The organism is Tritonibacter sp. SIMBA_163, assembly GCF_046535935.1.
GTDB classification, from domain to species: Bacteria; Pseudomonadota; Alphaproteobacteria; order Rhodobacterales; family Rhodobacteraceae; genus Epibacterium; species Epibacterium scottomollicae.
On sequence record NZ_JAWJBP010000003.1, the window covers coordinates 148,014 to 173,145 of the forward strand.

Here is a 25,132-nt window from a genome sequence, read left to right on the forward strand (position 1 = left end):
GGCTATCGTCGCCGGGACGCGTGGCCCTGACCGGGCCGCCGATCTGCAACCTGGCCCAAGGAACAGGCGCGACGCCTGACGCAAGCAAGGATCTTTCCCATGAGTTTTTCCATCTCCGGCAAAACCGCCATTGTGACCGGCGCGGCCAACGGCATCGGTCTGGCGATCGGGCGGCAATTTGCGCGCGAAGGCGCCAATGTTATGTTTGTGGATCATGACGAGTCTGCGCTGTTGCAGGAACTCGGCAGCGATGTGGAGGACAGCAACATCCGGCACTTTGCCGGGGATTTGCGCGAACGCCTGACCATCGCCAATCTGCTGTCGGCGACGATCGACGCCTTCGACCGGATCGACATATTGGTCAACGGGGCCCGCAGGGTCGTCCCGAGTGACCCGCTCAACCCCGATGATGACAGTCTGGACTTCCTGCTGAATCAGAACCTGATGTCCACATTGCGCCTATCGCAACATGTGGCGAAGCGGATGATCCGTCAGGGCGAAGAACGCGACGACGAAGGCGCCAACGGGGCGATCATAAACCTGTCGTCGATCGCCGCCCGCCGCACCCACCCGGACCTGATGGGCTATTCCGTGACCTCTGCCGCGCTGGACCAGATGACCCGCTCGCTGGCGGTTTCGCTGGCACCGCACAAGATTCGGGTGAACTCCATCGCCTTCGGGTCGGTGATGAGTGCCTCGATGCAGCTCACACTGAAGGGCAACAGGTCGCTGCGTCAGGACATCGAGGAGCACACGCCCCTGAACCGCATCGCGCCGCCAACCGAGTTGACCGAGACGGCGCAGTTCCTGGCCTCCGAGGCCTCTGGCTTCATGACCGGACAGGTGCTGACGCTGGATGGTGGCCGCACCCTGCTTGATCCCGTCACCGCGCCGGTGCATTGAGGGCGCGACCCGAATTTCGATCCCATTCAGGAGGCCCAGATGGCGGAGAACACGACAGAGATGCGTGCGGAAAAGGCACGCGCGGCGGCCTGGTTCCGCGAGTTGCGTGACCAGATTGTCGCCAGTTTCGAGGGGCTGGAGGACAGCCACGCCGAGGGCCCTTTCACAGAGATGGACGCGGGCCGGTTTGATGTGTCCGAAACCAAACGCACAGCCGAAGATGGATCGGACGCGGGCGGCGGTTTGATGAGCGTGATGCGCGGCGGTCGCGTGTTCGAGAAGGTCGGTGTCAATATCTCCGAGGTGTACGGCACCCTTGGGGAGCGTGCGCAGAATGCGATGGCCGCACGTAAGGGCCTGCCGGGCATGAAGGATGATCCGCGCTTCTGGGCGTCGGGGATTTCGCTGGTGGCCCATATGCGCAACCCGCATGTGCCTGCGGTGCATATGAACACCCGGATGTTCTGGACGCCGCATGGCTGGTGGTTCGGCGGTGGTTCTGACCTCAATCCCTGTATTGAATATGCCGAAGACACCGCGCATTTTCATGGCGTGCAGCAGGCGCATCTCGACCCGCATGGCGGCGATCTCTACCCGCGACTGACGTCCTGGGCGGACGAGTATTTCTACATCCCGCATCGGGGCCGTGCGCGCGGTGTCGGTGGCATTTTCCTCGACGATCACAACACCGGTGACTGGCAGGCGGATTTTGCGCTGATCCAGGACATCGGCCGCGCCTTCCTGCCGGCCTATGTGCCACTGGTGGAGGCGCGTCGCGGCATGGCGTGTGATGATGCGGACAAGGATACGCAGCTGATCCACCGGGGGCTCTATGCGGAGTATAATCTGGTCTATGATCGCGGCACCAAATTTGGTCTGGAGACCGGTCATGACGCCAACGCGGTGCTGATGAGCCTGCCACCCTTGGCAAAGTGGGTTTGATTGTCGCATCGGTGTAATCCCGCGCATTCTGCGCGGTTGGGGCGTGTCGGCCTCATTCGTCGTTGAAGAAACTGCCTGCCTTCGGCTCTATGAAGGCAGGCAGTGTTCTTTGGCAGGTATATGATGACATTCCGTCGCATTATTGGATTCGGACTTTTGGCTGTACTCACGGCCTGTGGCAGCACAACGCGCGAACCGGTGCCGCCACCGCCGTTGGAGGGGCAGGTTGAACGGGTGATCGACCCGGTGTTCTCCCGAGCCTATGCGGCGCTGGCGACCTATCCGAAATACGGCGACAATGACCCCCACGATTGGGACATGCGAGAGCCTTGGGCCTATCCGATCCATGGTATCGACGTGGCCCGCTATCAGGGTGATATCGACTGGAGTGCAGTGCGCGGAGCGGGCGTGTCCTTCGCCTGGATCAAGGCGACCGAGGGCGGAGATCATTTGGACCCGGAGTTCAAGTCGAACTGGCGCGGCGCCCGTCGTGCGGGGATGAGGCGCGGGGCCTATCACTTCTACTACTTCTGCCGCACACCGGAAGAGCAGGCGCGCTGGTTCATCCGCAATGTGCCCAAGGAGGCGAGCAGCCTGCCGCCGGTGCTGGACATCGAGTGGAACCATGCCTCGCCCAGCTGCAAACGGCGTCCTTCCGGCGCCGAAGCCCGGCATGAAGCCGAGCGATTCATCAAGAAAATCACTGCCCACTATGGCCGCCGCCCGGTGGTCTACACCACGGTGGATTTCTACCGCGACACTGACATCGGTCGGCTGAAGGGGGTGGATTTCTGGCTGCGCTCGGTGGCCGGGCACCCGGAGCAGGTCTATCCGGGTGCGCATTGGGCGTTCTGGCAATATACCGGCACTGGGTCGGTGCCGGGGATCAAGGGCAATGTGGACCTGAACGTCTTCGGGGGCGGTGCCGAGAACTGGCTGCAATGGCTGGGCTATCGCAAGTATCTGCCACTTGAGGCGCCCGCAGGCGGCGAGGCGCAAACGGTGACGGTGTCGAACTAGGCTGCAAGGAAACCAGGAGGTTTTGCGCTCCGCTTGCGCGGATCGCCGGGGGCAGGGGCGGCGCCTTCGGCGCCGCCCCTGCCGGGCCCAACGCTTTTGGGGAGCCTTTGGCTCATCCACAAAGGGGCGGGAGCGCGCCCGCCAGCCGAAACCGGACGGCACTGAAGGCGGATAGGCGTTGTGTCGGTATGGTCAGCCTCGATCCGGGACCAAGCCGAGCCCGTTGCGATCCGCAGGCGGTTGGTCTCCCGGCTTTTCAGCCTCCGCGCGCGAACCTTGGGAGCTGCCAGCTGGACACATGATTGACCATGTGATGTGCGAAAAATCCTTCACCTGATTTGATGCCAGCACTGCCGGGCGAAGCGGCATAGACGCCGCGCAAGCTCAGAGGCTGTTTTTGATGTTTTTGCCGCGCCATGTTTGGCGAAAATGCACCAGCGGAAGCCGCCCAGTGGCCTGGTCGGGCCTGGCCACAGTTGGAAGGCCAGCGATCATTTGACTGCCAGCTTCAGTACATTGAATTCAACCAACGGATGCCGTCGCAGGGGTGTGCCTCGGCCGTGCTGGCAGGTCAGTCTCGCGGGCGTCGGACGCGCGGGCCCCGGCGTCAGTGGCTGAAAAAACCGTCGCCCGCCCGCGCCCGCAGCGCCTCGCCCATGCCGCGACCGAGGTCGGCGCCATCCTCAATGGCACAGCTCTGGTCATCCGCCAAAGCCTCGGACCCATCGGGGCGCAGGATTTGGCCGCGAAGACGCAAGGTGCCGCCGGACAACTCTGCCAGCGCCGCGATCGGGGTTTCGCAAGACCCATCAAGCGCGGCGAGGAAGGCCCGTTCGGCAGCCAGCCGCAGGCTGGTCTCGGCGTGGTGGATCGCCTCCAGCATGGTGGCGGCTGTCATATCGTCGCTGCGCCGTTCGATGCCGATGGCGCCCTGTGCCACTGCGGGGAGCATGTCTTCGACCTCGATGGGGGTCGCTGGGACCTCTTCGGCCATGTTCAGGCGGCGCAAGCCGGCCATGGCGAGAAACGTGGCGCTGGCAACGCCGTTGTGGAGCTTCTGGAGGCGGGTCTGCACATTGCCGCGAAACTCCACCACCTGAAGGTCCGGACGACGGTTCAGCAGCTGCGCACGGCGCCGCAGGGAGGACGTGCCCACCACCGCGCCGGTCGGCAAATCGCCAATCCTGCGGATCCCGGGTGAAACAAAGGCATCGCGCATGTCCTCGCGCGGCAGATAGCAGTCCAGCATCAGCCCCTCGGGCTGCTCTGTCGGCATGTCCTTCATCGAATGCACGGCCAGGTCGATGGCGCCGGAGGTCAGCGCCTCTTCGATCTCCTTGGTGAACAGCCCCTTGTTGCCGATCTCCTTCAGCGGCCGGTCTGCGTCGATCATGGCGCGGTTGTCGCCGGTGGTCTTGATCACCACGATGTCAAAGGCTGCGGGCTCCAGCTCAAAGGCACGGGCCAGCCGGTCGCGGGTCTCATAGGCCTGGGCCAGCGCCAGCGGCGAGCCGCGAGTGCCGATCTTCAGGGGCGAAGCGGGAGAGGGCAGGGTCAGGTTCATGGGCACAGGATTAATCGCGACATTATGCCGTGGCAAGCACTCGACGCGCGAAGAGGGGCGAGCCTTGACAATTTGCCGCTGAGGCTAGACCTCAGGGGGACCGCAATGAAAGGGGCAGAGCATGGGCCAACAGAAGACGATCCTGCGCGCATTGGCAGGCGAAACACAGGATGTGCCGCCAATCTGGATGATGCGTCAGGCGGGCCGCTACCTGCCCGAGTACCGTGCGACGCGGGCGCAGGCCGGTGATTTCCTGAGCCTGTGCTACAATCCGGAACTGGCCGCCGAGGTGACGCTGCAGCCGATCCGCCGATACGGATTCGACGCGGCGATTCTGTTCGCGGATATCCTTCTGGTGCCGCAGGCGCTGGGCGCGGATCTGTGGTTCGTGACCGGCGAGGGCCCGCGGCTGTCCACCATCACTTCGGAAGCGGATTTTGCCAAGCTTGGCCCCGCGAGCGATGTGCACGAGACCTTGAACCCGATCTACGAGACCGTACGCATCTTGTCGCGGGCGCTGCCGTCTGAGACTACGCTGATCGGCTTTGCCGGCGCGCCCTGGACCGTGGCCACTTATATGATCGCCGGTCGCGGCACCCCCGATCAGGGGCCCGCGCACGCGCTGAGAATGGAGAATACCGCCCTGTTCGAGGCACTTCTGTCGCGCGTCACGCAAGCCACCATCGCCTATCTGTCCGCCCAGATTGAAGCGGGCGCTGAGGTGGTGAAGATATTCGACAGCTGGGCTGGGTCGTTGAAGGGCGACGCGTTTGAAAAATACGCGCTGGAGCCTGCCCGCGAAATTACCGCGGCGCTGAAGGCGCGCCATCCCGGCATTCCGATCATCGGTTTCCCGCGCGAGGCGGGTGAGAAATATGTAGGCTTCCACGCCGCCAGCGGTGTGGATTGCGTGGCGCTTGATAACTCCGTGGACCCGGAATGGGCAGCGGCACATGTGCAGGTTGATGGCTGTGTGCAGGGCAATCTTGCGTCGCGTCACATGGTCACTGGGGGTGACGAGCTGGTGGCGGATACGCGCCGGATCGTGAAAGCGTTTTCCAAGGGGCCGCATATCTTCAACCTCGGTCACGGGATCACGCCTGATGCGGATCCCGAGAACGTGCAGCTGATGATAGACACCGTGCGCGAAGGCGCGGTCGGGTAGGTCTGGCAACCCATTTGGCGTAATCCAGCGGAGCGCGGGCCTGTCGGCCCGCGCGCAGATGTTGGGGGAGTTCGACGGGGCGATGCCCCCTCAAACTCCCCCCGAGCGGTTGCGCCACGATGCCTCAATCATACGACGGAAAACGCTGGGCGAGATCTTCGAGGATCTCGGCGCGATTCTGATCCCGGACGGGCACCGGCCCCGGCGTGGAGGTTTTCCTGTCAAAACGTGGTGCCGGGGCAGCCTGCAGATGACCGCCTTGGGTGATCCAGGTGTTGCGGTCATTCATCGGGTCTAGCGCAGCCTCTGATGGGGACAGCACCGGTGCGACACAGGCATCCGACCCTTCGAAAAGCGCCGTCCAGTGATCGCGGGTGTGTTCTGCAAAGCGCCCCGCAAGGCGGGCGGTCAGTTCGGGCCAGAGAGGTCTTGCGAACTGTTGGGCAAAATCCGTGTCCTGCGAAAGGCCCATCCTGTCGAGGAAGATCGCGTAGAACTTCGGCTCCAGACACTGCACCGAAATGTGCCCGCCGCCGCGGCAGGCGTAGGTGCGGCTCCAATGTGGGCCGTCGAGCAGGTTCTCGCCGCGCCTGTCGCCAAAACCGCCCGCCTGACGGATCGCCATCAGCAGGTTCATCATATGCGCCGAGCCATCGTAGATCGCCGCGTCGACCTCGGCGCCCACGCCGGTACGCGCGGCGCGCAGGAGACCGGCCAGCATCCCGGCGACAAGGTAGAGCGCGCCGCCCCCGATATCGCCCACCAGTGTGGGCGGCGTCAGGGGCACATCGCCCGGCGCTGAGGCGGACCAGAGCGCGCCCGACAGCGCAATGTAATTGAGATCATGGCCCGCCTGTGCAGACCGCGCACTGTCCTGCCCCCAGCCTGTCATGCGGCCATAGACCAGGCGCGGGTTCAGCGCCTGCATCTCCTTCGGCCCAAGACCCAGCCGTTCCATAACCCCAGGGCGGAAGCCTTCGATCAGCCCATCGGCGGTGGCAATCAACGCGCGGGCAGTGCGGGCGTCATCGGCGTCCTTGAGGTCCAGCTCAATGGAGGATTTGCCGCGATCCAGCAGCGAATGCTCAGGCATCCCGGGGGCCACACCGCCGCCCTTGCGGTGGATGCAGATCACCTCGGCGCCCAGATCGGCGAGCATCATGGCGGCAAAGGGCGCCGGTCCCAGCGCCTCGATTTCAATGATGCGGATACCGTCGAGCATTTGTGTTCTCCTTATGGAGCCTGGGGGGGAGGACCTCCTCCATTCGCGCAATTTGAGGGCCGGTCTGTCAATCGCGCCTGGTCTCGTTGACGCTGCGTTACTGCGTTTGCTGCGGCAGCGCGATGTCCGTGCTTAGTCGCGGATGCCGTCCATGGTCCTTGGCAGTTGCTGCCAAATGGGGCTAGGTGTGAACAACCCAGAGTGAGACAGAGGGAGATGCGCCATGCAGATGAGTGATCAGAAGGAAATTGCGGCGGATCCCGCCCGTGTGTACGCGGCTCTTCTGACCGCGGACGTGTTGCAGGCCTGTGTGCCGGGCGCGCAAGACGTGACCGGCTCGCCCGAGGAGGGATACGAGGCCAAGGTGACCCAGAAGGTTGGGCCCGTAAAGGCGACGTTCACGGGCAAGGTGACGCTGTCGGACATGGTTGAGAACGAAAAACTCACCATCACCGGTGAGGGTAAGGGTGGTGCGGCTGGTTTTGCCAAGGGCGGCGCTGTGGTCACGCTGACGCCGAGTGAGACCGGTACACTACTCTCCTATGATGTAGACGCAAAGGTGGGCGGCAAGCTGGCGCAGCTTGGCAGTCGGATCATCGACGGGTTTGCCAAAAAGATGGCGGATCAGTTCTTTACCAACCTGCAGGACACACTGGCCCCCGAGACAGCCGAGGCTGCGGATGAGGAGAGCACTGACGCGGGTGCCGAAAAGCAGGGCTGGTTCAAATCACTCACGGGTAAAAAGTCCAGCGACGACGGATAACCTGCGGCGACTGCAGGGAATTGCTCCGGGTGAGTTCAAGACTGCACCCATGCACATGGGCCTGCGCGGGGATTGGGGGTGGTCCCGCTACCCTTGCGCCGTTACCACTAACATGAAGCGTGAACTGTTTTGTTCACCCGTCATCTGTCCCTATACGCGCACTATCCGAACCGGAGGCCGCATGAGCACCATCCTGTCCATTTCCGATCTGCGAAAGTCCTACGCAGGTGGGTTCGAGGCGCTGAAAGGCGTGAACCTCGAGATCGAGGAAGGCGAAATTCTTGCGCTCCTTGGTCCCAACGGCGCTGGCAAGACCACTTTGATTTCAACTGTTTGTGGCATCACCACGGCGACCTTCGGCAGCGTGACGGTTGGGGGGCACTGCATCGAGAAGGAGTATCGCGCGGCGCGCGCCATGATCGGTCTGGTGCCGCAGGAAATCAATCTTGAGCCCTTTGAGACCGTGTTGAACACCGTCAGGTTTTCGCGCGGCCTGTTCGGCAAGCCAAAAAATGAGGCGCTGATCGAGGACATCCTCAAGAAACTGTCGCTCTGGGACAAGCGCAGCAGTCAGATCAAGGAACTCTCCGGCGGTATGAAGCGCCGGGTCTTGATCGCCAAGGCGTTGAGCCACGAGCCGCGGGTTCTGTTCCTCGACGAGCCGACAGCGGGTGTTGATGTGGAGCTGCGCAAGGACATGTGGGAGGTGGTGCGAGAGCTGCGCGAGAGCGGCGTCACCATCATTCTCACCACCCATTACATCGAGGAAGCGGAGGCCATGGCCGACCGCGTCGGTGTCATTGCGGGGGGAGAGATCCTGCTGGTGGAGGAGAAATCCGACCTGATGGCCCGCATGGGCAAGAAGGAGCTGCAGGTGATGCTGACCGAGCCGATCAGCACTGTGCCGGCGGCGCTGGCGGAACATGACTTGCGGCTGGGCGCCGATGGGCAGTCGCTGGTTTACACATATGACGTGACGGCCGAACGCACCGGCATCACTGCGCTGTTGAACGATGTGGCGGCGGCGGGGCTGGTGCTGTCGGATGTGGCGACGCGACAGTCGAGCCTCGAAGACATATTTGTCGATCTTGTTTCGGGAGAAGACGCATGAACTGGACAGCTGTTGCCTCAATCTACAAGTTTGAAATGGCGCGCTTCTTCCGCACGTTGGCACAGAGTTTCCTGTCGCCAGTGCTGTCGACCTCGCTTTATTTCGTGGTCTTCGGTGCCGCCATCGGCAGCCGGATCGATCAGGTCGAAGGCGTGTCCTACGGGGCCTTCATCGTGCCGGGGCTCATCATGCTGAGCGTGATCACCCAAGGCATCTCCAACGCGTCCTTCGGGATCTATTTTCCAAAGTTCATCGGCACAGTCTATGAGTTGCTGTCTGCGCCGGTGAACTTCCTCGAAATCGTGTTGGGTTATGTGGGGGCGGCGGCCACCAAGGCGCTGTTCATAGGGGTGGTGATCCTGGCCACGGCGCATCTATTTGTCGACATCACCATCCTGCATCCGCTGGCGATGGTGCTGTTCCTGGTGCTGACCTGCGTGAGTTTTTCGCTGCTGGGGTTCATCATCGGGATCTGGGCGAAGAACTTTGAACAATTGCAGCTGGTGCCGCTGTTGATCATCACGCCGCTGATCTTTCTGGGGGGATCGTTTTATTCGATCTCGATGCTGCCGCCGGTGTGGCAGACGATCACCCTGTTCAACCCGGTGGTCTATCTGATTTCGGGGTTCCGCTGGGCCTTCTTCGGGGTATCGGATGTGCCCGTGGGCTTCAGCCTCTTGGCGATCGCTCTGTTCACTGGCCTGTGCCTTGCAGTGATCGGCTGGATCTTCCGCACCGGCTGGCGTCTGCGGTCGTGATCTTGCGCGGGCGGGGCGGCTCCCACCCGGCGCGCCTGCATTGAAATGCAACCCCGCCCGTTGGGCCCGGCGCCGCCCCCTCCCTGAGAGGGCGGCGCGGTTGCGTTCGGACGCAGGACGGGCGTCATGTCCTCAGCCGGAAATGCGCGGGGCGCGTCGCCAGACGTTGCATAATTACCCGCCGGATGCCGCCAAAGGTAACATCGCAAGAATTCCTCCGTGCCGATCCCTTGTTTCCGGGGGGTGGGCATTCTACATCGGCGCCATGAGTATCAGATTGCCCTTCAAGAAACGCCCGCCCACCGTGGCGGTTGTGCGCCTCTCCGGAGCCATCGGCATGACCGGCCGTGGTAGCCTCAATGACACCACATTGGCCCCGGTGCTGGAGCGCGCGTTCAAGAAGGGCAAGCCCAAAGCCGTGGCGCTTGAAATCAACTCTCCGGGTGGCAGCCCTGTGCAAAGCGCGCTGATCGGGGCCCGCATTCGCCGTTTGGCCGAAGAGCACGACGTCCCGGTTATCGCTTTTGTCGAGGATGTGGCGGCGTCGGGTGGCTATTGGCTGGCGGCAGCGGCGGACGAGATTTTCGCCGATGCCAGCTCTGTCGTGGGATCCATCGGAGTGATCTCTTCCGGATTTGGGGCGCATGTGTTCCTGGATCGTCAGGGATTGGAGCGGCGGGTTCACACGGCAGGTGAGAGCAAGAGCATGCTCGACCCATTCCGACCGGAAAACGAAGAGGATGTGGCGCGCCTGAAGGTGCTGCTGAATGACATCCATACGAATTTCATCGACCACGTGACCGAACGGCGCGGACAGAAACTGTCGGGTGAGGAGAAGCTCTTCACCGGCGAAGTCTGGCTGGCGCGACGCGCTGAGGCGCTGGGTCTGATCGATGGGATCGGTCACTTGAACCCCGTGCTGGAGGCGCGCTTTGGCAAGAAGGTTCGCCTGCGCCGCTATGGTGTCAAAAAACCGTTCCTGAGCCGTTTTGGCCTTTCGCTGGCCAATGATGCGCTTGGGGCGGTCGAGGAACGCGCGCAGTTCGCGCGGTTTGGCCTCTGACGTGATTTTCAAGATTGTATCCTTGTTTCTAGTGGCCATGGCCGTCCTGGCCATGTTCGGACGTTTGCGTTTCCCGGGACAAAAGAAACTCAAATCAGCCCGCTGCCCGTCCTGTGGACGTTTCAGGATCGGCAAAAGCGGCTGTGACTGTGGACGAGGAGGTCCCAAGACATGATGCCCTGGCTGTTTTCTGCCCTAGGCCTGGTAATCCTGTTGCTGGCGGGTGATGCGCTGGTGCGTGGTGCCGTGAACCTGAGCCTGCGGATTGGTATCCCCGCGCTGATCGTCAGCCTGACCATCGTTGCTCTTGGCACATCTGCGCCGGAACTGCTGATTGCGGTGCAGGCGGTCCATGAGAACGCCGATGGTATCGCACTGGGCAACGTGGTGGGATCGAACACCGCGAATATCCTGCTGGTGCTGGGGTTGCCTGCAATGATGCGCGCCCTGCACACCAGCGAGTGCAACACGCGCAAGAACTACATCTTCATGATCGCCGCGACGGTGCTGTTCATCGCGCTGGCCTTCTTTGGCACATTTACCTGGGTGTCCGGCGTGATCCTGCTGCTGGCCCTGTTTGCGGTGTTGTTTGTCGCCTTTCGCGAGGCACGAGCCCATCGCGCCGCGGGGGTCGAGGACGACCTTGAGGACATCGAGGAAGCCGATCCGAACATGCCCTACTGGCGCATCGGGATCTATCTCGTGCTGGGTCTGGCCGGGCTGCCGCTCGGGGCGGAGCTGCTGGTCGAAAACGCCACCATCATCGCGCGCATGTATGGTCTGAGCGAGACTGTGATCGGGCTGACGCTGGTGGCCATTGGCACCTCCTTGCCGGAGTTGGCAACCACGGTGATGGCGGCCCTGCGTCGTCAGGCCGATGTGGCGCTTGGCAATGTGATCGGGTCGAATATGTTCAACCTGCTGGCGATCATTGGTCTTACCACATTTATCGGGCCAATTTCCGTCGATCCTGCGTTCTTGCAGTTCGATCTGTGGGTGATGCTGGCGTCCTCGCTGATCATCATCCCCTTTGTGTTCCTGCGACAGGACATCACGCGCCTCTGGGGTTTCGTTCTGACGGCGCTTTATGTGGTCTACATGTGGTTGCTGCTCTAAGTCTGGTTCAAAGCAAAACGGACTAAGGGGACGGACATGCGAGCATTGGTGACTGGCGCAGGGAAACGTCTGGGAAAAGCAATTGCGCTTGCCCTGGCCGACGACGGGTACGATGTTGCGGTGCACTATGCGTCCTCCGAGCAGGCGGCGGTGAATGTCGTCGCTGAGATCGAGGCGCGCGGCCGGCGGGCCGTTGCCCTACAGGCCGACCTGTTGCAGGACGCGCAGACCGAAATGCTCCTGCCCCGCGCGGCGGAGATGTTTGGTGGGCCGATCACATGTCTCGTGAACAATGCGTCGATCTTTGAATCCGATGATCTGGCAGGCATGACGCGTAGCAGCTGGGATCGCCACATGCAGAGCAATCTGCGCGCCCCTGCGCTGCTGTTGCAGGCGCTTGCGGCTCAGGACCTGCCAGACCTCAGGGATGCAGCCGGAGAGCCGCTGTCGGCGGCCGTCGCCATCAACATGGTGGATCAGCGCGTGCGCAAGCTGACGCCGCAATTCATGAGCTACACACTTGCGAAATCCGCGCTTTGGACACTGACACAAACAGCGGCCCAAGCGTTGGCGCCGCGGATCCGTGTCAATGCCATCGGGCCGGGTCCGACACTGGCTGGCCCCCGTCAGACGCCGCAGGACTTCGCTGCGCAGCGTGGCGCCACGCCGTTGCAGCGCGGAGCAGGAGAGGCGGATATCACGGCTGCCCTGCGATATCTGGTGACGTCTCCTGCCATTACCGGCCAATTGATCTGTGTCGACGGGGGGCAACATCTGGCCTGGCAGACCCCGGATGCGCTGCTGCCGGAATAGTTCAAAATTCCGGGTGCAGAGCGGCAATCGTGCTGAAGTCGTCCCAACTTATGCACGAGAGATGGGACCGTCACACAAGCGTTACAGAAACTCTAATACTTTCAATCATTTGCAAGGTGCATATGGAAATATTGAAAAAAATCAGCCCCTTGACTGTTCGCTTAAAATTTAGGCAATTCAGCGAAGTCGCCAAATCTAAAAGGAAATTCCAAACAAGCCCAAAGTTATCAGAGCAGTTATCCACAGGAACGGTGGATTCATCACAGCTTGAAATCCACGCCCGAAGATTGCAGCGGTGACGCCAGAATCATATGTCAGATACCATGGATGAACCCAGCGCAGAATCGCCCGGCCCTGCCGAGGTCCCCCGTACTGGCTACGGGGTAATTCAGGACTACCTGCGGACGCTCGACTCCTCGCCGGGGGTCTATCGGATGCTGGATAGCGAAAGCCGCGTGCTTTATGTCGGCAAGGCCCGCAACCTGCGCGCCCGGGTGTCGAACTATTCCCGTCCCGGTCACAGCCCGCGCATCGAAAAGATGATCTCGCTGACCGCGACGATGATGTTCCTGACCACCCGGACGGAGACTGAGGCGCTGCTGCTGGAGCAGAACCTCATCAAGCAGCTGAAGCCGAAGTACAACGTGCTGCTGCGCGATGACAAAAGCTTTCCCAATATCCTTGTCGGCAAGACCCATGACTATCCGCAGATTAAGAAGCATCGCGGCGCGCGCAAGGAGAAGGGGAGCTATTTCGGCCCCTTCGCCAGCGCCGGTGCCGTCAATCGGACGCTCAACCAGCTGCAGAAGGCGTTTCTCCTGCGTAATTGTTCCGACAGCATGTTCGAGGCCCGCTCACGTCCCTGCCTGCAATATCAGATCAAGCGCTGCTCCGGCCCTTGCGTCGGGCTGATCTCGCGTGAGGAATACGCCGAAAGCGTGCGTGATGCCGAACGCTTCCTGTCGGGCCGCTCAACCAAGATCCAGGAGGAGCTGGGCGAGCAGATGATGGCGGCCTCCGAAGCGATGGAGTTTGAGCGTGCCGCTGCCCTGCGGGATCGGATCAAGGCGCTGACGCAGGTGCAGTCGGCCCAGGGCATCAACCCGCGCGGCGTCGCCGAGGCCGATGTGATCGGCCTGCATATGGAGGCCGGGCAGGCCTGCGTGCAGGTCTTCTTCATTCGTGCCAATCAGAATTGGGGCAATCAGGACTTCTACCCGCGCGTCTCGGCTGACATGTCCCCGGCTGAGGTCATGGAGGCCTTCATCGGCCAGTTCTACGACAACAAGGACGTGCCGCGGCAGTTGATCCTGTCCGACGACATCGAGAACACCGACCTGATGAGCGAGGCCCTGGGCAACAAGGCCGACCGCAAGGTGGAGATCGTGGTGCCGCAGCGGGGCGAAAAGACCGAGCTGGTCTCTAGCGCCGTGCGCAACGCCCGCGAAAGCCTCGCCCGTCGCATGGCCGAGAGCGCCACGCAGGCGAAACTGCTGCGCGGCCTCGCGGAGGCCTTTGGACTGGAGGGGCCGCCGCAGCGGATTGAGGTCTACGACAACTCTCACATTCAAGGCACCAACGCGGTGGGCGGCATGATCGTGATGGGCCCCGAGGGGCTGATGAAGAACGCCTATCGCAAGTTCAACATCAAGGGCGACGAGCTGGTCCCTGGCGATGACTTCGGCATGATGAAGGAGGTTCTGAACCGCCGCTTCTCACGCCTGCTGAAGGAAGATCCGGACCGCGACAAGGGCATGTGGCCCGACCTGCTGCTGATCGATGGCGGTGCAGGGCAGGTTTCGGCGGTGGCGGAGATCATGCAGGAGCATGGGGTGATGGACATACCCATGGTCGGTGTGGCCAAAGGCGTGGATCGCGACCATGGCAAGGAGGAGTTCCACCGCCCCGGCGAGAATGCCTTTGCCCTGCAGCGCAATGATCCGGTGCTCTATTTTATCCAGCGGATGCGTGACGAGGCGCACCGGTTTGCGATTGGCACGCACCGCGCCAAACGGGCCAAATCCATGGCCGCCAACCCGCTGGACGAGATCCCCGGCGTTGGCGCCCGGCGCAAGAAGGCGCTCTTGACTCATTTTGGCAGTGCCAAGGCAGTGAGCCGGGCCAATCTGTCGGATCTGAAGGCGGTCGAGGGGGTCTCGGGGGCGCTGGCGGAAACCATCTATAACTATTTTCAGGACCGCTGATGAGACCGGTTCAGGATTGTGGGGCGCTGCCCCTCAAACTCCCCGAGATATTTGGCAATAGGTGAAGGGCCAAGTGGCGGTTCGGGACGAATTGACCCTTCCCGACCCGCGCGGCAGCCTGTAGGTATGCGCTCATGATCTGGAATTTACCCAATGTCCTCACAGTCCTGCGGTTGCTGGCGGCGCCAGCACTGGCAGTGATGTTCCTGTTCTTCTCGCGCCCGCACGCGGATTGGTTTGCCCTGATCCTGTTTGTCAGCGCGGCGGTCACTGATTGGTTCGACGGCTATCTGGCGCGCAGCTGGAAGCAGGAGACCAAGATGGGGGCGATGCTCGACCCGATCGCCGACAAGGCGATGGTGGTGATCGCGTTGATGATCCTGGTGGGCTATGCCACCTCGCATTGGACGGCTTGGCTGGTGCTGCCTGCGACGGTCATCCTGTTCCGCGAGGTCTTTGTCTCGGGCTTGCGTGAGTTCTTGGGCGACACGGCGGGCACGCTGAAGGTGACCAAGCTTGCGAAGTGGAAGACCACGGCCCAGATGATTGCCATCGCGACCTTGTTCTCGCAGGGCATCTTTGAACATCATCTCGGCATGGGTGGCTTTGGCATGGATCGCCAGATGGTGCAGGATGTGCTGTCCGGCGCGGTCGAAGATACACAGGGGCTGCGGTTTTATTACGAGGGCATGGTCTGGTCCGGTCGGCTTGGGTTGTGGCTGTTGTGGATTGCCGCGGCGCTGACGCTGATCACCGGCTTTGACTACCTGAAGAAGGCCCTGCCACACCTGAAGGAGACGCGCTGATGGAGGTTCTGTATTTCGCCTGGGTGCGCGAGCGCATCGGCCTGCCGAAAGAGCGCGTTGAGACGTCTGCCGTAACCGTTGCGGAATTGGTCGAGGAACTGAAGGCGCGCGAAGAACGCTATGCTGCCGCCTTTGCCGACCTTTCCGCCCTGCGGGTGGCGCTGGACCAGGAGCTGGCGGAGTTTGATGCGCCGCTTGCGGGCGTACGTGAGGTGGCCTTTTTTCCACCAATGACCGGTGGCTGAGGCCATGCGGGTCGCTGTGCAGGAGGCGCCCTTCGATTTCGGCGCCGAAGCCGAGGCCTTTGCCCGCGGGGCGGGGGGCGCCGGGGCCGTTGTGACGTTTACTGGCGTGGTCCGAGAGGCTGACAGCGGCGCCATGGCGTGTATGGAAATTGAGCATTACCCCGGCATGACGCAAAAGGCGCTGGAACAGATCGCAACAGAGGCGATGAGCCGCTGGGATCTGACGGATGCGCTGGTGATACACCGCTACGGGCGGCTTGCGCCCGGCGCGCAGATCATGATGGTCGCCACCGCCGCGCGCCACCGCGTCGCCGCCTTTGATGCGGCGGAATATCTGATGGATTACTTGAAGTCCCGCGCTCCGTTCTGGAAGAAGGAAATCCTTCAGGATGGCAGCGCCGACTGGGTTGCGGCAAAGGATGCCGACGAGGACGCGCTCCGTCGCTGGTAATAAGCCGTTGCAGGCCGACCGGTGGAGAGGCGCTATGAGCCGTGACGCCCGGCCACTTTCTATCCCAAGTTTTATATCGCTTGCTGATCCGGACGGGGGAGGCTCCCGCCCGTTGCAACTGCATTGAAAATGCAGCCGCGCCCGTTGGGCCGGGCGCCGCACCTGCGGCGCGGCGATGGCCGACTGTAACGAAGGGGCATGCGCGTGCTGCGGTCCTGCAAAGACGGGACGGAACGGCTGCCATGCTCGCCTGGGGCGAGGCCAGTTTCAAAAGCTATGCGCGCGCAGCAAATCTGGCTCGATCATCATGGCACATTCGCGCCGATACTGAGCTTAGATTGGCGTCGGCTCTGAGGACGCACGCTGTATTCCATCGTGGGTCTCGGGCAGTGCGGGGGTGTCTTGGCTGAAAATGTTGATCCAGCCTGCGCCCCGGCGTTGCCAGATGGAGCTGACGAACATCACCTCCGGGTTCTGGCGGCCAGTCCGCTGAAACGACGCGCGATAGCTGAGCAGGCCGTGGCCCGCCCCCAGTGCCCGTGCCTGCAGCTCAGTAAGGTCGTAGGCCTCTACTGTGGGGCCGTGGTGTAGCTGTGCGCTGTGGTCGGCTCGATCTGCGAACCCGCTCGAATAGACCCCGAGAAAACTCTCGCAGAGCAGCGCGGCATCAGCATCGGCATCCCCCCGGACCAGCGCGTCCCAGACTGCCCGCTCACAGGCGGATAGCTCTTGCAGCAGCACATCGGCGTCCTGAAGAGCGCCCACGCGGGTCAGCCCGCGCCATGCAGCTGATTGCGCAGCTCTTCCGCCTCGTGACGCGCCTCGCGCAGCCCATCCATGGCGGCGCGCAGCTCGGCTTCGGTCTGGCTCAGCTGGTTGGTCAGTTCGGCTTCGCGCTGCTGCAGATAGGTGATCGCCTGATCGCGGGTCTCTTCCGCCTCGTGCAGCTCCTGGCTCATGCGGTCCAGATCGGCCACGTCGCTCTGCCGCACACGGGTAAAGCGGTGCATAAGCCAATTGGCAAACCACCCCATCGCAAAGGCGACAAAGAGGATGATGGCTGTCGTGAGGATGAACTCTGTTCTGTTCATTATCCGTCGGTCTCCTCGTTGGTGCCGGCGTCAGTGGAATCGGCTTCGGCGTCGTCAGGCTCTGCCGTATCGTCCGTATCTGGGGCTGCGTCGCCGCTGCTAGCCTCGGGCAGTTCGCTTTCAATCAGGCGGAACTCGATGCGGCGGTTGGCCTCGCGGCCCTCTTCGGTGTCATTTGTGGCGATAGGGGTGTCTTCGCCATAGCCTTTGGCGACAAAGCTACCGGTCAGAATGCGCCGGGCGCGCAGTGCGTTCAGCACCGATTGCGCCCGTGCCTGGCTGAGGTTCTGGTTCATTTCCTCGCGGCCCTGACTGTCGGTGTGGCCCTGGATTTCCAACGGGATTTCGCCACATTGCTGCAACAGCTTGGCGATCTTGTCGATCACGCGGGCGCTGTCGGCGGCGACGGTGGCAGAGCCCGGTTCAAATGCGATCTTGTCCGCCCGCTGGATCGCGGCCAGCTCGGCCTCGCAGAGGGCGGGTGCCATCAACCGGTCTTCTGGCTCGGGAGGCGCCTCATAGGTGATGTCCAGCTCGTAATCCTCGGCCTCGCCCAGCTTGGCCGACAGCATGCGCGAAATCTCGGCGCTGGCGTTTTCCAGATGGGTCATGCCGCGCACGGTCACCAGATCCGGTGTGACGGTGACTGCGCCACGTTCCAGCTGTGCCAGCGCATCCAGTGCGGCCAGCACGCGGATCGGCCAGGCAGCTGGCAAATCGGGCACGTTGCGGGTGGCCAGATGGATGGCACCGGTGCCAAACCGGGCCTTCGCGTAGCTGTCAACGGTGCGCCGCTGGGCATCATCGCTCAGTCGCCCGCGCAGCTGTACCTGTCCTTCGGGGCTGAGGGTGGCGGAAAACTCCGGGGTGGCATCGGATGTCTGTTCCTCGGGTTCCGGCAGCACGGCGTGCAGCACGAAGACCTGCGGCAATGCATTCTCCAGCTCGCCCACCACATGGTCGAACCTTGCTTGCGCCGTGCCTTGTGCGGCCACCAGCGTCACCTCGCCGTTAGAGTAGGTGATCGAGCCCTGACCGAGCTCTTTGAGTGCCGAAAGGCCGACCTCAACTGCACGAGACCAACTGGCCGACGGGACGCCAAGGCCAATGGTGCATTCTGTCTCCACCCGCAATTCGGCGTCTTTTGCGGCTTTCAGAATACGGCGACGGCTGTCTTCGCTCTCGGCCGAACAGGCGTCAAAACGCCCCCCTTGCGGGCCCAGGACATAGCGCAGGGTGAACGGAGAGATGACCGGGCGCGGGGCGGCGATATCAAGTGTGACATGCACATTCGGTGGCAGCATGCGGTTCAGCTCGGTTTCCAGCTGTTCCTTTGCCTCCGGGCTGTCCGCAATGGCGGTGATGCGCACCGCGCCCGCCTCGACCGAGATCTTGGTCCGCGGTAAAAGCGCCAGTGCCTTCAATGCATAGGCCATCGCGTCGGCCCAGCCTTTGGGCATCGGATGGTCGGCTGTTTCGACAAAATCGGTGACCTGCGGCGTGCCGCGAATGGCGCTCAGGCGCTTGATCAGCGCGGCGTGATTGCTGGCGGCAGGGATCAGGCCGATGATTGAGATGCCTGCATCGTTGCGCAGGATCTCGGTCGAAAACCGGGGCGGCGCGATGCCCTTCGATGGGGTGATTTCCATCATGTCGATGATCCGCGTCGCGTCGACCACGGCACCCACACGCGAAATCGCAGTAAATCGCTTGGCCTCGTCCGGGGCCACGCCTGAAAGCTCCACCCGCAACCCATCCGCGACCACTTCGGCCCAGGACAGTCCGGCCTCGTCGAGGGTACGGCGGACCACGATTTCCGAATTGTCCTCCAGTGCGGTCGCTGCAAACCCCGCCACCACCAGACTAAGACCGGCTGCACCGGCAAAAGCGGCGGTAGAGAGCAGAAGCGAAGATAAGCGCATGAGGTAAGGAATTCCGGCAGTTTTGATGTTAACGGTCTTACAAGGGCACCCGCGAGGGATCAATCACAAGGCAGCGCGCAGTCAGGCAAACAGAGCCAGACCAAGGAATATGAGCGGAATCAAGCCGGTGTCACGGTTGAGGCGAAACAGGGAAAGCAACCTGTCGTTGTTTTCCGCATCAAAGGCGCGCAACTGCCACGTCATGTGCCAGCCCATCGCCCATGGGGCACAAAGTGCCAGCGCCAGCGCCAGAACCGATCCTGCGGGCTGCACCGCCACGAGGATTGCCAGTCCCATCAGGCTGACGGTGGCCACGATAAAGCGGCGCAGCCAGGTCGGAGAGCGCTCCCCAAACAGCCGCGCGGTGGATTTCACCCCGATCAACGCGTCGTCCTCGGTGTCTTGATGGGCATAAATGGTGTCATAAAACAGCGTCCACGCCATGCCTGCCATATACAGCACCACCGCAGGCCACTCCAGGCGACCACTATGGGCAACCCAAGTCAGCATCGCGCCCCAGTTGAAGGCCAGGCCGAGGAAGATCTGCGGCCACCAGGTAAAGCGCTTGGCAAAGGGGTAAATCGCCACCGGGAACAGCGCGAGGATGCCCATGGCAATGGCAGCCTGATTGAAGGTCAAAAGTATGCCGAAGGCCAGCAGGCACTGCAGTGCCATCCAGGTGAGAGCGCCCTTTACGGAGACTTGGCCGGAGGGAATGGGGCGAGAGCGCGTGCGCTCCACCCCGCCATCGATGTCGCGGTCGGTGATGTCATTCCATGTACACCCCGCCCCGCGCATCAGCCACGCACCCAGTCCGCAGCCGACAAAGATCCACAAATCCTCCCAGCGCGGATTCTGCCCTGCGATCATGGCCAGCGCCAGCCCCCACCAACAGGGCAGCAACAACAGCCAGGTGCCGATGGGGCGGTCGGCGCGGCTCAGGCGCAAATAGGGGCGCGTCCACGCTGGGGCATAGATGTCGACCCAATTGTCTTTCACCGCATCCGCGACACGTCCATCTGGTGTTGGCGACTGGCCTTGCATATGTAGGACCTCATGAATGCTAAAGTCAGACTGTATGTAGATCACCCCTTGGGGGCAGGGCAAACGGTTCCTCTGGACCGCGATCAGGCGCATTATCTCTTTGGGGTGATGCGGCTGGCCGTTGGCGCGCGGGTGGCGCTGTTCAACGGGCGCGACGGGGAATGGCAGGCCGAGGTGGCCGAGGCGAGCAAGCGCAGCGGCGTGCTGAGCTGTGTGGAACAGTCCAAACCCTTGCAGATGCCGCCCGACCTCTGGCTGATCTTTGCTCCGATCAAGAAGGCACGCACGGATTTCATCGTCGAGAAGGCCGCCGAGATGGGGGCTGCGCGGATCTTGCCGGTGGGGACGGAGTTCACCAATTCCGAACGAATCCGCCAAGACCGCCTGCAGGCCCACGCGGTGGAGGCCGCAGAGCAATGCGGCGGCACCTATGTACCAGAGGTCGCGGATCTGCAGAAGCTCTCCGGCCTGCTGGATCACTGGCCCGCCGAACGTCAGCTGATGTTCTGTGACGAGGCCGAGGTAGGGCAGCAGTTGTTTCTGGATGTGACACTTGGCGAAGGTCAGGCCTGGGCGATTCTCATCGGCCCGGAGGGCGGGTTCTCGCCCGCCGAACGCAAGCGCCTGCACGGAATGGCACAATCGCATGTGGTCAGTCTCGGCCCGCGCATCCTGCGGGCGGATACCGCCGCCGTGGCCGCGATGACCCTGTGGCAACAGAAACTCGGAGACTGGTAAGATGTGGCGCGCCGCAGAGCCTTCTGACCTCGGTTGGATCGAGGCACTGCTGTTTGCCCATATCGAAGGGTCGATGTTCCTGATCGGCAACCTGCGCACCCACGGGTTTGCGTCGAGCCATCCCAATGGGCTGACCCTCTGGGCGCGGGAGGGGCGGGACGGGGTGTTTGGCATCACCAACGCAGGCTCGGTCCTGATGATGGCGCCGAGCTCTACGCCAGAAGACTGGCATGCTGCGGGCCAGCTATTGTGCGGGCGCGACGTGACGGCAGTGCTGGGCAATGCCGCGCAGGTGCGGGGTTTTCTGGCCGCCAATGGCCTGCAGGATCATCCACGCCAGCTGGACAGCGATGATCCGGGCTTTGTGCTCGACATGGAGGATCTGCAAGTCGAGGTCCGCGCCGGGGAAGACATCATCCCTCTGGGAGATGCGCCGCGCGCCCTGGTCGAGGAGTGGCGCACTGCCTATGAGATCGAGGCGCTGAACATGGCACCGGAGGCCGCCCGCAAAAAGGCCGCGAAAGATATCGCGACCTTCATTGCCAATGACAGCCACCGGGTGCTGCTGGCAGAAGGGCAGCCGGTGGCAATGAGTGGTTACAACACCGCGTTTGACGAGGCGGTGCAGGTGGGCGGGGTCTACACGCCGCCGGCGTTACGCGGAAAAGGCTACGCGCGCCGCGTCGTCGGTCGGCATATGGCGCAGGTGCGCGCTCGCGGCGCGAGGCAAGCGGTGCTCTTTGCCGCCAGCGCAGCCGCCGCGCGTGCCTATATCGCCGTTGGCTTCTGCCCGGCAGGGACATTTGCATTGGTTCTGTTTTCCAAGCCTGCGCAGATACGCGCAGCCTCTGTGGAGGGACGCACATGAATTTTATCCGACCGGAGGCGCGCGCTGCATTGTGGCGCTGGCGAGAACTTCTGGGAGCTTTGGCTCTGTTGGCGCTGGGGCTGCGCTGGGCGCTTGCTGGTGTTGGTTTTATCCAGATGACCGGCTGGGCCTGTGTCGCCCTAGCGGTGATTCTCGGCGTTGTCGGCGCGCAGAGGATGCGCTTCCGGCTCGGCTCAGGTGGGCCGGGGGTGGTGCAGGTCACCGAAGGCCAGATCAGCTATTTCGGGCCTCTTACTGGCGGTGCGGTTGCCCGTTCAGAGATCGAAACGCTACGGCTCGATCATACCGCACGGCCCTCGCACTGGGTGCTGGAGCAGCCCGGTCAGCCGCCGCTGGCAATCCCGGTCACGGCGACCGGAGCGGAGGCGCTGTTTGATGTCTTTGCCAGCCTGCCGGGGTTGAAAACAGAACGCATGCTGAGTGAACTACATCACAAAGGTCCTCACCAGGTCGTGATATGGCAGAGATCACCGGAGCCGCGCAGCCTGCACCGCCTGCATTGACACCGGGCGCGTTTCGCAGCACCAGTTTAACCTCGGGCTTCGGGCCCTTTGTCAGAAATGCCACGCCTGCCTTTGGCGGCGACCTACGAAGGGGGCCTACCCATGTCCATTCCCCAGTCCGGCGGCGGACCGATCGAAAGCCATGCGCAGCTGGCGGAATATATGGAAGCTGGCTGCAAGCCCAGCGATGACTGGCGCATCGGCACCGAGCACGAGAAATTCGGCTACTGCAAGGACACGCTGGCGCCGCTGCCTTATGCGGGGAAACGCTCCATCCAGGCCGTGCTGGAAGGCCTGCGCGACCGTCATGGCTGGGATCCGGTCACTGAGGGCGACAAGCTGATTGGCCTGACCAAGGGTATGGGCAATGTCAGCCTGGAGCCGGGTGGCGCGCTTGAACTGTCGGGCGCACCGCTGGAGACCATTCATGAGACCTGTGACGAGGTGAACACTCACCTGCGCGAGGTGAAGGACATCGCCGATGAAATCGGCGTCGGCTTCATCGGTCTGGGCGCGGCTCCGATCTGGCAGCATGACGAAATGCCGCTGATGCCCAAGGGGCGCTACAAGCTGATGAACGACTACATGGAGCGCGTCGGCACCATGGGGCGGTCGATGATGCGCCGCACCTGCACGGTGCAGGTGAACCTCGATTTCGCGTCTGAGGCGGACATGGTGCAGAAACTGCGCGTGGCGCTTGCGCTACAGCCGGTGGCCACGGCGCTCTTTGCCAATTCGCCTTTCTTCGAGGGCAAGCCCAACGGCATGAAATCCTGGCGCAGCCACATCTGGCGGCATCTGGATGATGCCCGCACCGGCATGCTGCCGTTTGTCTTTGAGGACGGCATGGGGTTCGAGCGCTACGCCGACTATGCCCTCGATGTGCCGATGTATTTTGTCTATCGCGACGGCAAATACATCGACGCGCTGGGCCAGTCCTTCCGCGATTTCCTGAAAGGTCAGCTGCCGGCACTGCCGGGTGAAACCCCGACGCTGAGCGATTGGGCCGATCACCTGACCACCGCCTTTCCGGAGGCGCGGATCAAGAAATACATGGAGATGCGCGGCGCCGATGGTGGCCCCTGGCGCAGGCTCTGTGCCTTGCCGGCGTTCTGGGTCGGTCTGATGTATGACCAGAGCGCACTGGATGCGGCCTGGGATCTGGTCAAGGGCTGGGATGCGGAGACCCGCGAGGCGCTGCGCGTGCAGGCCGCCATCGGCGGGCTGCAGGCCGAGGTCGGCGAAGTGAAAATGCACGACCTGGCCCGGGAGGTGCTCGCCATCGCCGAGGGCGGCCTGAAGGCGCGGGCCCGTCAGGGGGCCGGTGGACTGGTGCCGGACGAGACCCATTTCCTCAATGCGCTGAAGGAAAGTGTCGAGAGCGGCAAGGTCCCGGCGGACGAGCTGCTCGAGCGTTACAACGGTGACTGGAGCGGCGATCTGAGCCGCATCTACGCCGACTACAGCTACTGACCGGACCGCGTCAGCCGGACCGCGCAGTCAGACCGAGAAGGGGCGCCGCTGAGACGCCCCTTTTTGCTGCGCGCGGCGGATGTGCGGCGCCCGCGAGGCGTGTGGGCGCCGTGAGGGTGGCTGGCGCGCAGGTTGCGATCCTGATGCGCGCCGCGGAACTTTCCCCGCAGCCTGCGCTTGCCCGCTGTTCACCGGCGCCTTAAACGCGCGTCTTCACACGCTCCGAAAGGTACTGTCATGGGCAATTTCTTTATCTCTGCATTTGAAAAACTTGTTGGTCTTGTTGTTGTGCTGCTGCTGCTCGCGGTGGCGGTGGGCGCGGTTTTCGCCCTGTTGGAGCCGATGGGTGGTGGTCTTCTGCCGGCGCTTCTGGTGCTGGTCGGCGGCTCGCTCTACGTCATCCTGATCGGCGGTTCGCTGTATCTGGCGCTGGGGATCTACAACAACACCAAGCGCACGGCCGAAGCGGTTGAGCGTCTGGCCGCAAAGTAAGCCGCATCCCGCGCGGTGCGGCACCTGAGATCCAAACGACAAACCGGCGGCAGAAATCTCTGCCGCCGGTTTTTATTTGTGAGCCGTGAGTGGCGGGCAGCAATTACTGCAGCAGTTCGGCCGGTTCGGCACCTTCGATTTCGTCCCAGTTCACATCGGCCTTCTCGATGTAGCCCGGGATGTCGGTGACCCAGCGTTCCTGAATGTCCTTGGACAGGTTCAGATACAGCACGTCATCGACGATCTTCCACTGGTTCGGGTCGCCATCGAACTTGAAGCCCATCGCGGCACCAAAGGCGCAATAGCCGCCATAGGCCGGGACATAAGCCTCCGGGTTGGCCTCGAACAGCGCCTTGTTCTCTTCGGAAGCGAACCAATAGGTGGCCTCGTCATGGGTGGTGGTCAGCTTGTAGCTGCCCTTGTTTGCCTCGCCTTCGGTGAAATAGGCCACCGGGTCGTAGCCCTGCATCGCGAGGCCAGTGGAGGAGGCGTTGATCTCGACACCTGCTGCCAGTGCGGAGGTTGCCAGGGCAACGGAGAGGGCGATGCCGCCCAGGAAAGAAGTGGTCTTGGTCATCGGTTTGAACCTTTCAATCAGCCCGGGCGAAAATGCACCCGGTGTGGAGGGGGACTATGAACAGATGTTCGAAATCCGGACTTGGTGTGATGGGTGAGTGCCGCCACGATGCTGATCTGGGGAGGCCGCGCATCACATGCAAAACAACTCCTTTTGTCTGTGCAGAAACGCGGAATACCCCTGCGCAGGTGCGGTGAAACGATCCCGTGAGCCAAATGTGAAACGCCCCGCCGGATGGGGCGAGGCGTTTGAATTCA

General features: G+C 62.6%; 25 protein-coding genes and 1 pseudogene. 19 read left to right on the top strand and 7 right to left on the bottom strand.

What is annotated here, in order from left to right:
- Window positions 1-99: 99 nt before the first annotated feature.
- The 3 genes from R0J92_RS07605 (at window position 100) to R0J92_RS07615 (ending at window position 2,865) form a co-directional block, all read left to right on the top strand.
- Window positions 100-903 carry an SDR family NAD(P)-dependent oxidoreductase gene (locus tag R0J92_RS07605; RefSeq protein WP_106161548.1) on the top strand — a complete coding sequence of 268 codons (804 nt, stop codon included), beginning with the start codon at window positions 100-102 and terminating at the stop codon, window positions 901-903.
- 39 nt (window positions 904-942) lie between these two features.
- On the top strand, window positions 943-1,845 hold the full coding sequence (gene hemF, locus R0J92_RS07610; RefSeq protein WP_411051259.1) for an oxygen-dependent coproporphyrinogen oxidase: 903 nt from the start codon (window positions 943-945) through the stop codon (window positions 1,843-1,845).
- 123 nt (window positions 1,846-1,968) lie between these two features.
- Window positions 1,969-2,865, top strand: coding sequence for a GH25 family lysozyme (locus R0J92_RS07615; RefSeq protein ID WP_411051411.1), 897 nt, complete (start codon window positions 1,969-1,971; stop codon window positions 2,863-2,865).
- Window positions 2,866-3,472: 607 nt separating this feature from the next.
- On the opposite strand, the gene hemC is transcribed toward R0J92_RS07615, so the two are convergent.
- Entirely contained in the window at window positions 3,473-4,429 is a 957-nt protein-coding gene (gene hemC, locus R0J92_RS07620; protein WP_411051260.1) for a hydroxymethylbilane synthase, read from the bottom strand.
- 121 nt (window positions 4,430-4,550) lie between these two features.
- Between hemC and hemE the strand changes: the two genes are divergently transcribed.
- Window positions 4,551-5,594, top strand: a complete 1,044-nt coding sequence (gene hemE / locus R0J92_RS07625; protein WP_411051261.1) for a uroporphyrinogen decarboxylase — start codon at window positions 4,551-4,553, stop codon at window positions 5,592-5,594.
- A 124-nt stretch (window positions 5,595-5,718) separates the two neighbouring features.
- Here hemE and R0J92_RS07630 read toward each other — a convergent pair whose 3' ends face one another.
- Entirely contained in the window at window positions 5,719-6,816 is a 1,098-nt protein-coding gene (locus R0J92_RS07630; protein WP_411051262.1) for a CaiB/BaiF CoA transferase family protein, read from the bottom strand.
- Window positions 6,817-7,039: 223 nt separating this feature from the next.
- Between R0J92_RS07630 and R0J92_RS07635 the strand changes: the two genes are divergently transcribed.
- The 10 genes and pseudogenes from R0J92_RS07635 to R0J92_RS07680 all read left to right on the top strand — a co-directional run bounded on the left by R0J92_RS07635 (window position 7,040) and on the right by R0J92_RS07680 (window position 16,146).
- The gene (locus R0J92_RS07635) at window positions 7,040-7,579 is read left to right on the top strand and encodes a CoxG family protein (protein WP_411051263.1); all 540 of its coding nucleotides are present in this window, start codon (window positions 7,040-7,042) and stop codon (window positions 7,577-7,579) included.
- Window positions 7,580-7,760: 181 nt separating this feature from the next.
- The gene (locus R0J92_RS07640; protein ID WP_411051264.1) at window positions 7,761-8,690 is read left to right on the top strand and encodes an ABC transporter ATP-binding protein; all 930 of its coding nucleotides are present in this window, start codon (window positions 7,761-7,763) and stop codon (window positions 8,688-8,690) included.
- Window positions 8,687-9,448 carry an ABC transporter permease gene (locus R0J92_RS07645; protein ID WP_317384436.1) on the top strand — a complete coding sequence of 254 codons (762 nt, stop codon included), beginning with the start codon at window positions 8,687-8,689 and terminating at the stop codon, window positions 9,446-9,448. Before R0J92_RS07640 ends, R0J92_RS07645 begins: the two co-directional genes overlap by 4 nt.
- A gap of 265 nt (window positions 9,449-9,713) precedes the next feature.
- On the top strand, window positions 9,714-10,511 hold the full coding sequence (locus R0J92_RS07650) for a S49 family peptidase (RefSeq protein WP_106161567.1): 798 nt from the start codon (window positions 9,714-9,716) through the stop codon (window positions 10,509-10,511).
- Between the two features lie 171 nt (window positions 10,512-10,682).
- Window positions 10,683-11,627, top strand: a complete 945-nt coding sequence (locus R0J92_RS07655; RefSeq protein ID WP_411051265.1) for a calcium/sodium antiporter — start codon at window positions 10,683-10,685, stop codon at window positions 11,625-11,627.
- A 30-nt stretch (window positions 11,628-11,657) separates the two neighbouring features.
- Window positions 11,658-12,440: pseudogene (locus R0J92_RS07660) on the top strand (SDR family oxidoreductase); the annotation flags it as partial.
- Window positions 12,441-12,763: 323 nt separating this feature from the next.
- Window positions 12,764-14,644 (top strand): excinuclease ABC subunit UvrC, encoded by a 1,881-nt coding sequence (gene uvrC / locus R0J92_RS07665; protein ID WP_411051266.1) that lies wholly within the window; start codon window positions 12,764-12,766, stop codon window positions 14,642-14,644.
- Between the two features lie 134 nt (window positions 14,645-14,778).
- Window positions 14,779-15,450 carry a CDP-diacylglycerol--glycerol-3-phosphate 3-phosphatidyltransferase gene (gene pgsA / locus R0J92_RS07670; protein ID WP_106161574.1) on the top strand — a complete coding sequence of 224 codons (672 nt, stop codon included), beginning with the start codon at window positions 14,779-14,781 and terminating at the stop codon, window positions 15,448-15,450.
- Window positions 15,450-15,695, top strand: a complete 246-nt coding sequence (gene moaD / locus R0J92_RS07675; protein WP_106161576.1) for a molybdopterin converting factor subunit 1 — start codon at window positions 15,450-15,452, stop codon at window positions 15,693-15,695. The genes pgsA and moaD overlap by 1 nt, the downstream gene beginning before the upstream one ends.
- Before the next feature lie 4 nt (window positions 15,696-15,699).
- The gene (locus R0J92_RS07680) at window positions 15,700-16,146 is read left to right on the top strand and encodes a molybdenum cofactor biosynthesis protein MoaE (protein ID WP_411051267.1); all 447 of its coding nucleotides are present in this window, start codon (window positions 15,700-15,702) and stop codon (window positions 16,144-16,146) included.
- A gap of 333 nt (window positions 16,147-16,479) precedes the next feature.
- Here R0J92_RS07680 and R0J92_RS07685 read toward each other — a convergent pair whose 3' ends face one another.
- The 4 genes from R0J92_RS07685 to ubiA all read right to left on the bottom strand — a co-directional run bounded on the left by R0J92_RS07685 (window position 16,480) and on the right by ubiA (window position 20,203).
- Window positions 16,480-16,911, bottom strand: coding sequence for a DUF4440 domain-containing protein (locus tag R0J92_RS07685; protein ID WP_411051268.1), 432 nt, complete (start codon window positions 16,909-16,911; stop codon window positions 16,480-16,482).
- A 5-nt stretch (window positions 16,912-16,916) separates the two neighbouring features.
- The gene (locus tag R0J92_RS07690) at window positions 16,917-17,237 is read right to left on the bottom strand and encodes a hypothetical protein (RefSeq protein ID WP_106161581.1); all 321 of its coding nucleotides are present in this window, start codon (window positions 17,235-17,237) and stop codon (window positions 16,917-16,919) included.
- Window positions 17,237-19,159: an OmpA family protein gene (locus tag R0J92_RS07695; protein ID WP_411051269.1), complete on the bottom strand. Its 1,923-nt coding sequence runs from the start codon at window positions 19,157-19,159 to the stop codon at window positions 17,237-17,239. Before R0J92_RS07695 ends, R0J92_RS07690 begins: the two co-directional genes overlap by 1 nt.
- Before the next feature lie 81 nt (window positions 19,160-19,240).
- Window positions 19,241-20,203 (bottom strand): 4-hydroxybenzoate octaprenyltransferase, encoded by a 963-nt coding sequence (gene ubiA / locus R0J92_RS07700; RefSeq protein ID WP_411051270.1) that lies wholly within the window; start codon window positions 20,201-20,203, stop codon window positions 19,241-19,243.
- Window positions 20,204-20,215: 12 nt separating this feature from the next.
- Here ubiA and R0J92_RS07705 point away from each other — a divergent pair, with 12 nt between their 5' ends.
- From R0J92_RS07705 to R0J92_RS07725, 5 genes are all read left to right on the top strand, one after another.
- Window positions 20,216-20,941, top strand: a complete 726-nt coding sequence (locus R0J92_RS07705; protein WP_411051271.1) for a 16S rRNA (uracil(1498)-N(3))-methyltransferase — start codon at window positions 20,216-20,218, stop codon at window positions 20,939-20,941.
- A 1-nt stretch (window position 20,942) separates the two neighbouring features.
- Complete coding sequence (locus R0J92_RS07710) at window positions 20,943-21,809, top strand: GNAT family N-acetyltransferase (protein ID WP_411051272.1); 867 nt, start codon at window positions 20,943-20,945, stop codon at window positions 21,807-21,809.
- Complete coding sequence (locus tag R0J92_RS07715; RefSeq protein ID WP_411051273.1) at window positions 21,806-22,333, top strand: hypothetical protein; 528 nt, start codon at window positions 21,806-21,808, stop codon at window positions 22,331-22,333. Before R0J92_RS07710 ends, R0J92_RS07715 begins: the two co-directional genes overlap by 4 nt.
- A gap of 102 nt (window positions 22,334-22,435) precedes the next feature.
- Complete coding sequence (locus tag R0J92_RS07720; protein ID WP_411051274.1) at window positions 22,436-23,806, top strand: glutamate--cysteine ligase; 1,371 nt, start codon at window positions 22,436-22,438, stop codon at window positions 23,804-23,806.
- 237 nt (window positions 23,807-24,043) lie between these two features.
- Window positions 24,044-24,298 (top strand): hypothetical protein, encoded by a 255-nt coding sequence (locus tag R0J92_RS07725; protein WP_106161594.1) that lies wholly within the window; start codon window positions 24,044-24,046, stop codon window positions 24,296-24,298.
- A 103-nt stretch (window positions 24,299-24,401) separates the two neighbouring features.
- On the opposite strand, the gene R0J92_RS07730 is transcribed toward R0J92_RS07725, so the two are convergent.
- A complete protein-coding gene (locus R0J92_RS07730; RefSeq protein ID WP_106161596.1) occupies window positions 24,402-24,875 on the bottom strand; it encodes a YHS domain-containing (seleno)protein in 474 nt (157 codons plus the stop codon).
- Window positions 24,876-25,132 lie beyond the last annotated feature (257 nt).

What these genes read in the sequence shown, in the direction of transcription:
- R0J92_RS07720 (WP_411051274.1), top strand. Translation starts at nt 22,436, where the DNA reads ATGTCCATTCCCCAGTCCGGCGGCGGACCGATCGAAAGCCATGCGCAG.
- R0J92_RS07650 (WP_106161567.1), top strand. Translation starts at nt 9,714, where the DNA reads ATGAGTATCAGATTGCCCTTCAAGAAACGCCCGCCCACCGTGGCGGTT.
- hemC (WP_411051260.1), bottom strand. Translation starts at nt 4,429, where the DNA reads ATGAACCTGACCCTGCCCTCTCCCGCTTCGCCCCTGAAGATCGGCACT.
- R0J92_RS07630 (WP_411051262.1), bottom strand. Translation starts at nt 6,816, where the DNA reads ATGCTCGACGGTATCCGCATCATTGAAATCGAGGCGCTGGGACCGGCG.
- R0J92_RS07655 (WP_411051265.1), top strand. Translation starts at nt 10,683, where the DNA reads ATGATGCCCTGGCTGTTTTCTGCCCTAGGCCTGGTAATCCTGTTGCTG.
- R0J92_RS07605 (WP_106161548.1), top strand. Translation starts at nt 100, where the DNA reads ATGAGTTTTTCCATCTCCGGCAAAACCGCCATTGTGACCGGCGCGGCC.
- R0J92_RS07730 (WP_106161596.1), bottom strand. Translation starts at nt 24,875, where the DNA reads ATGACCAAGACCACTTCTTTCCTGGGCGGCATCGCCCTCTCCGTTGCC.
- moaD (WP_106161576.1), top strand. Translation starts at nt 15,450, where the DNA reads ATGGAGGTTCTGTATTTCGCCTGGGTGCGCGAGCGCATCGGCCTGCCG.
- R0J92_RS07640 (WP_411051264.1), top strand. Translation starts at nt 7,761, where the DNA reads ATGAGCACCATCCTGTCCATTTCCGATCTGCGAAAGTCCTACGCAGGT.
- R0J92_RS07635 (WP_411051263.1), top strand. Translation starts at nt 7,040, where the DNA reads ATGCAGATGAGTGATCAGAAGGAAATTGCGGCGGATCCCGCCCGTGTG.
- R0J92_RS07695 (WP_411051269.1), bottom strand. Translation starts at nt 19,159, where the DNA reads ATGCGCTTATCTTCGCTTCTGCTCTCTACCGCCGCTTTTGCCGGTGCA.
- hemF (WP_411051259.1), top strand. Translation starts at nt 943, where the DNA reads ATGGCGGAGAACACGACAGAGATGCGTGCGGAAAAGGCACGCGCGGCG.
- pgsA (WP_106161574.1), top strand. Translation starts at nt 14,779, where the DNA reads ATGATCTGGAATTTACCCAATGTCCTCACAGTCCTGCGGTTGCTGGCG.
- R0J92_RS07725 (WP_106161594.1), top strand. Translation starts at nt 24,044, where the DNA reads ATGGGCAATTTCTTTATCTCTGCATTTGAAAAACTTGTTGGTCTTGTT.
- R0J92_RS07705 (WP_411051271.1), top strand. Translation starts at nt 20,216, where the DNA reads ATGAATGCTAAAGTCAGACTGTATGTAGATCACCCCTTGGGGGCAGGG.
- ubiA (WP_411051270.1), bottom strand. Translation starts at nt 20,203, where the DNA reads ATGCAAGGCCAGTCGCCAACACCAGATGGACGTGTCGCGGATGCGGTG.
- uvrC (WP_411051266.1), top strand. Translation starts at nt 12,764, where the DNA reads ATGGATGAACCCAGCGCAGAATCGCCCGGCCCTGCCGAGGTCCCCCGT.
- R0J92_RS07680 (WP_411051267.1), top strand. Translation starts at nt 15,700, where the DNA reads ATGCGGGTCGCTGTGCAGGAGGCGCCCTTCGATTTCGGCGCCGAAGCC.
- hemE (WP_411051261.1), top strand. Translation starts at nt 4,551, where the DNA reads ATGGGCCAACAGAAGACGATCCTGCGCGCATTGGCAGGCGAAACACAG.
- R0J92_RS07645 (WP_317384436.1), top strand. Translation starts at nt 8,687, where the DNA reads ATGAACTGGACAGCTGTTGCCTCAATCTACAAGTTTGAAATGGCGCGC.
- R0J92_RS07615 (WP_411051411.1), top strand. Translation starts at nt 1,969, where the DNA reads ATGACATTCCGTCGCATTATTGGATTCGGACTTTTGGCTGTACTCACG.
- R0J92_RS07690 (WP_106161581.1), bottom strand. Translation starts at nt 17,237, where the DNA reads ATGAACAGAACAGAGTTCATCCTCACGACAGCCATCATCCTCTTTGTC.
- R0J92_RS07710 (WP_411051272.1), top strand. Translation starts at nt 20,943, where the DNA reads ATGTGGCGCGCCGCAGAGCCTTCTGACCTCGGTTGGATCGAGGCACTG.
- R0J92_RS07715 (WP_411051273.1), top strand. Translation starts at nt 21,806, where the DNA reads ATGAATTTTATCCGACCGGAGGCGCGCGCTGCATTGTGGCGCTGGCGA.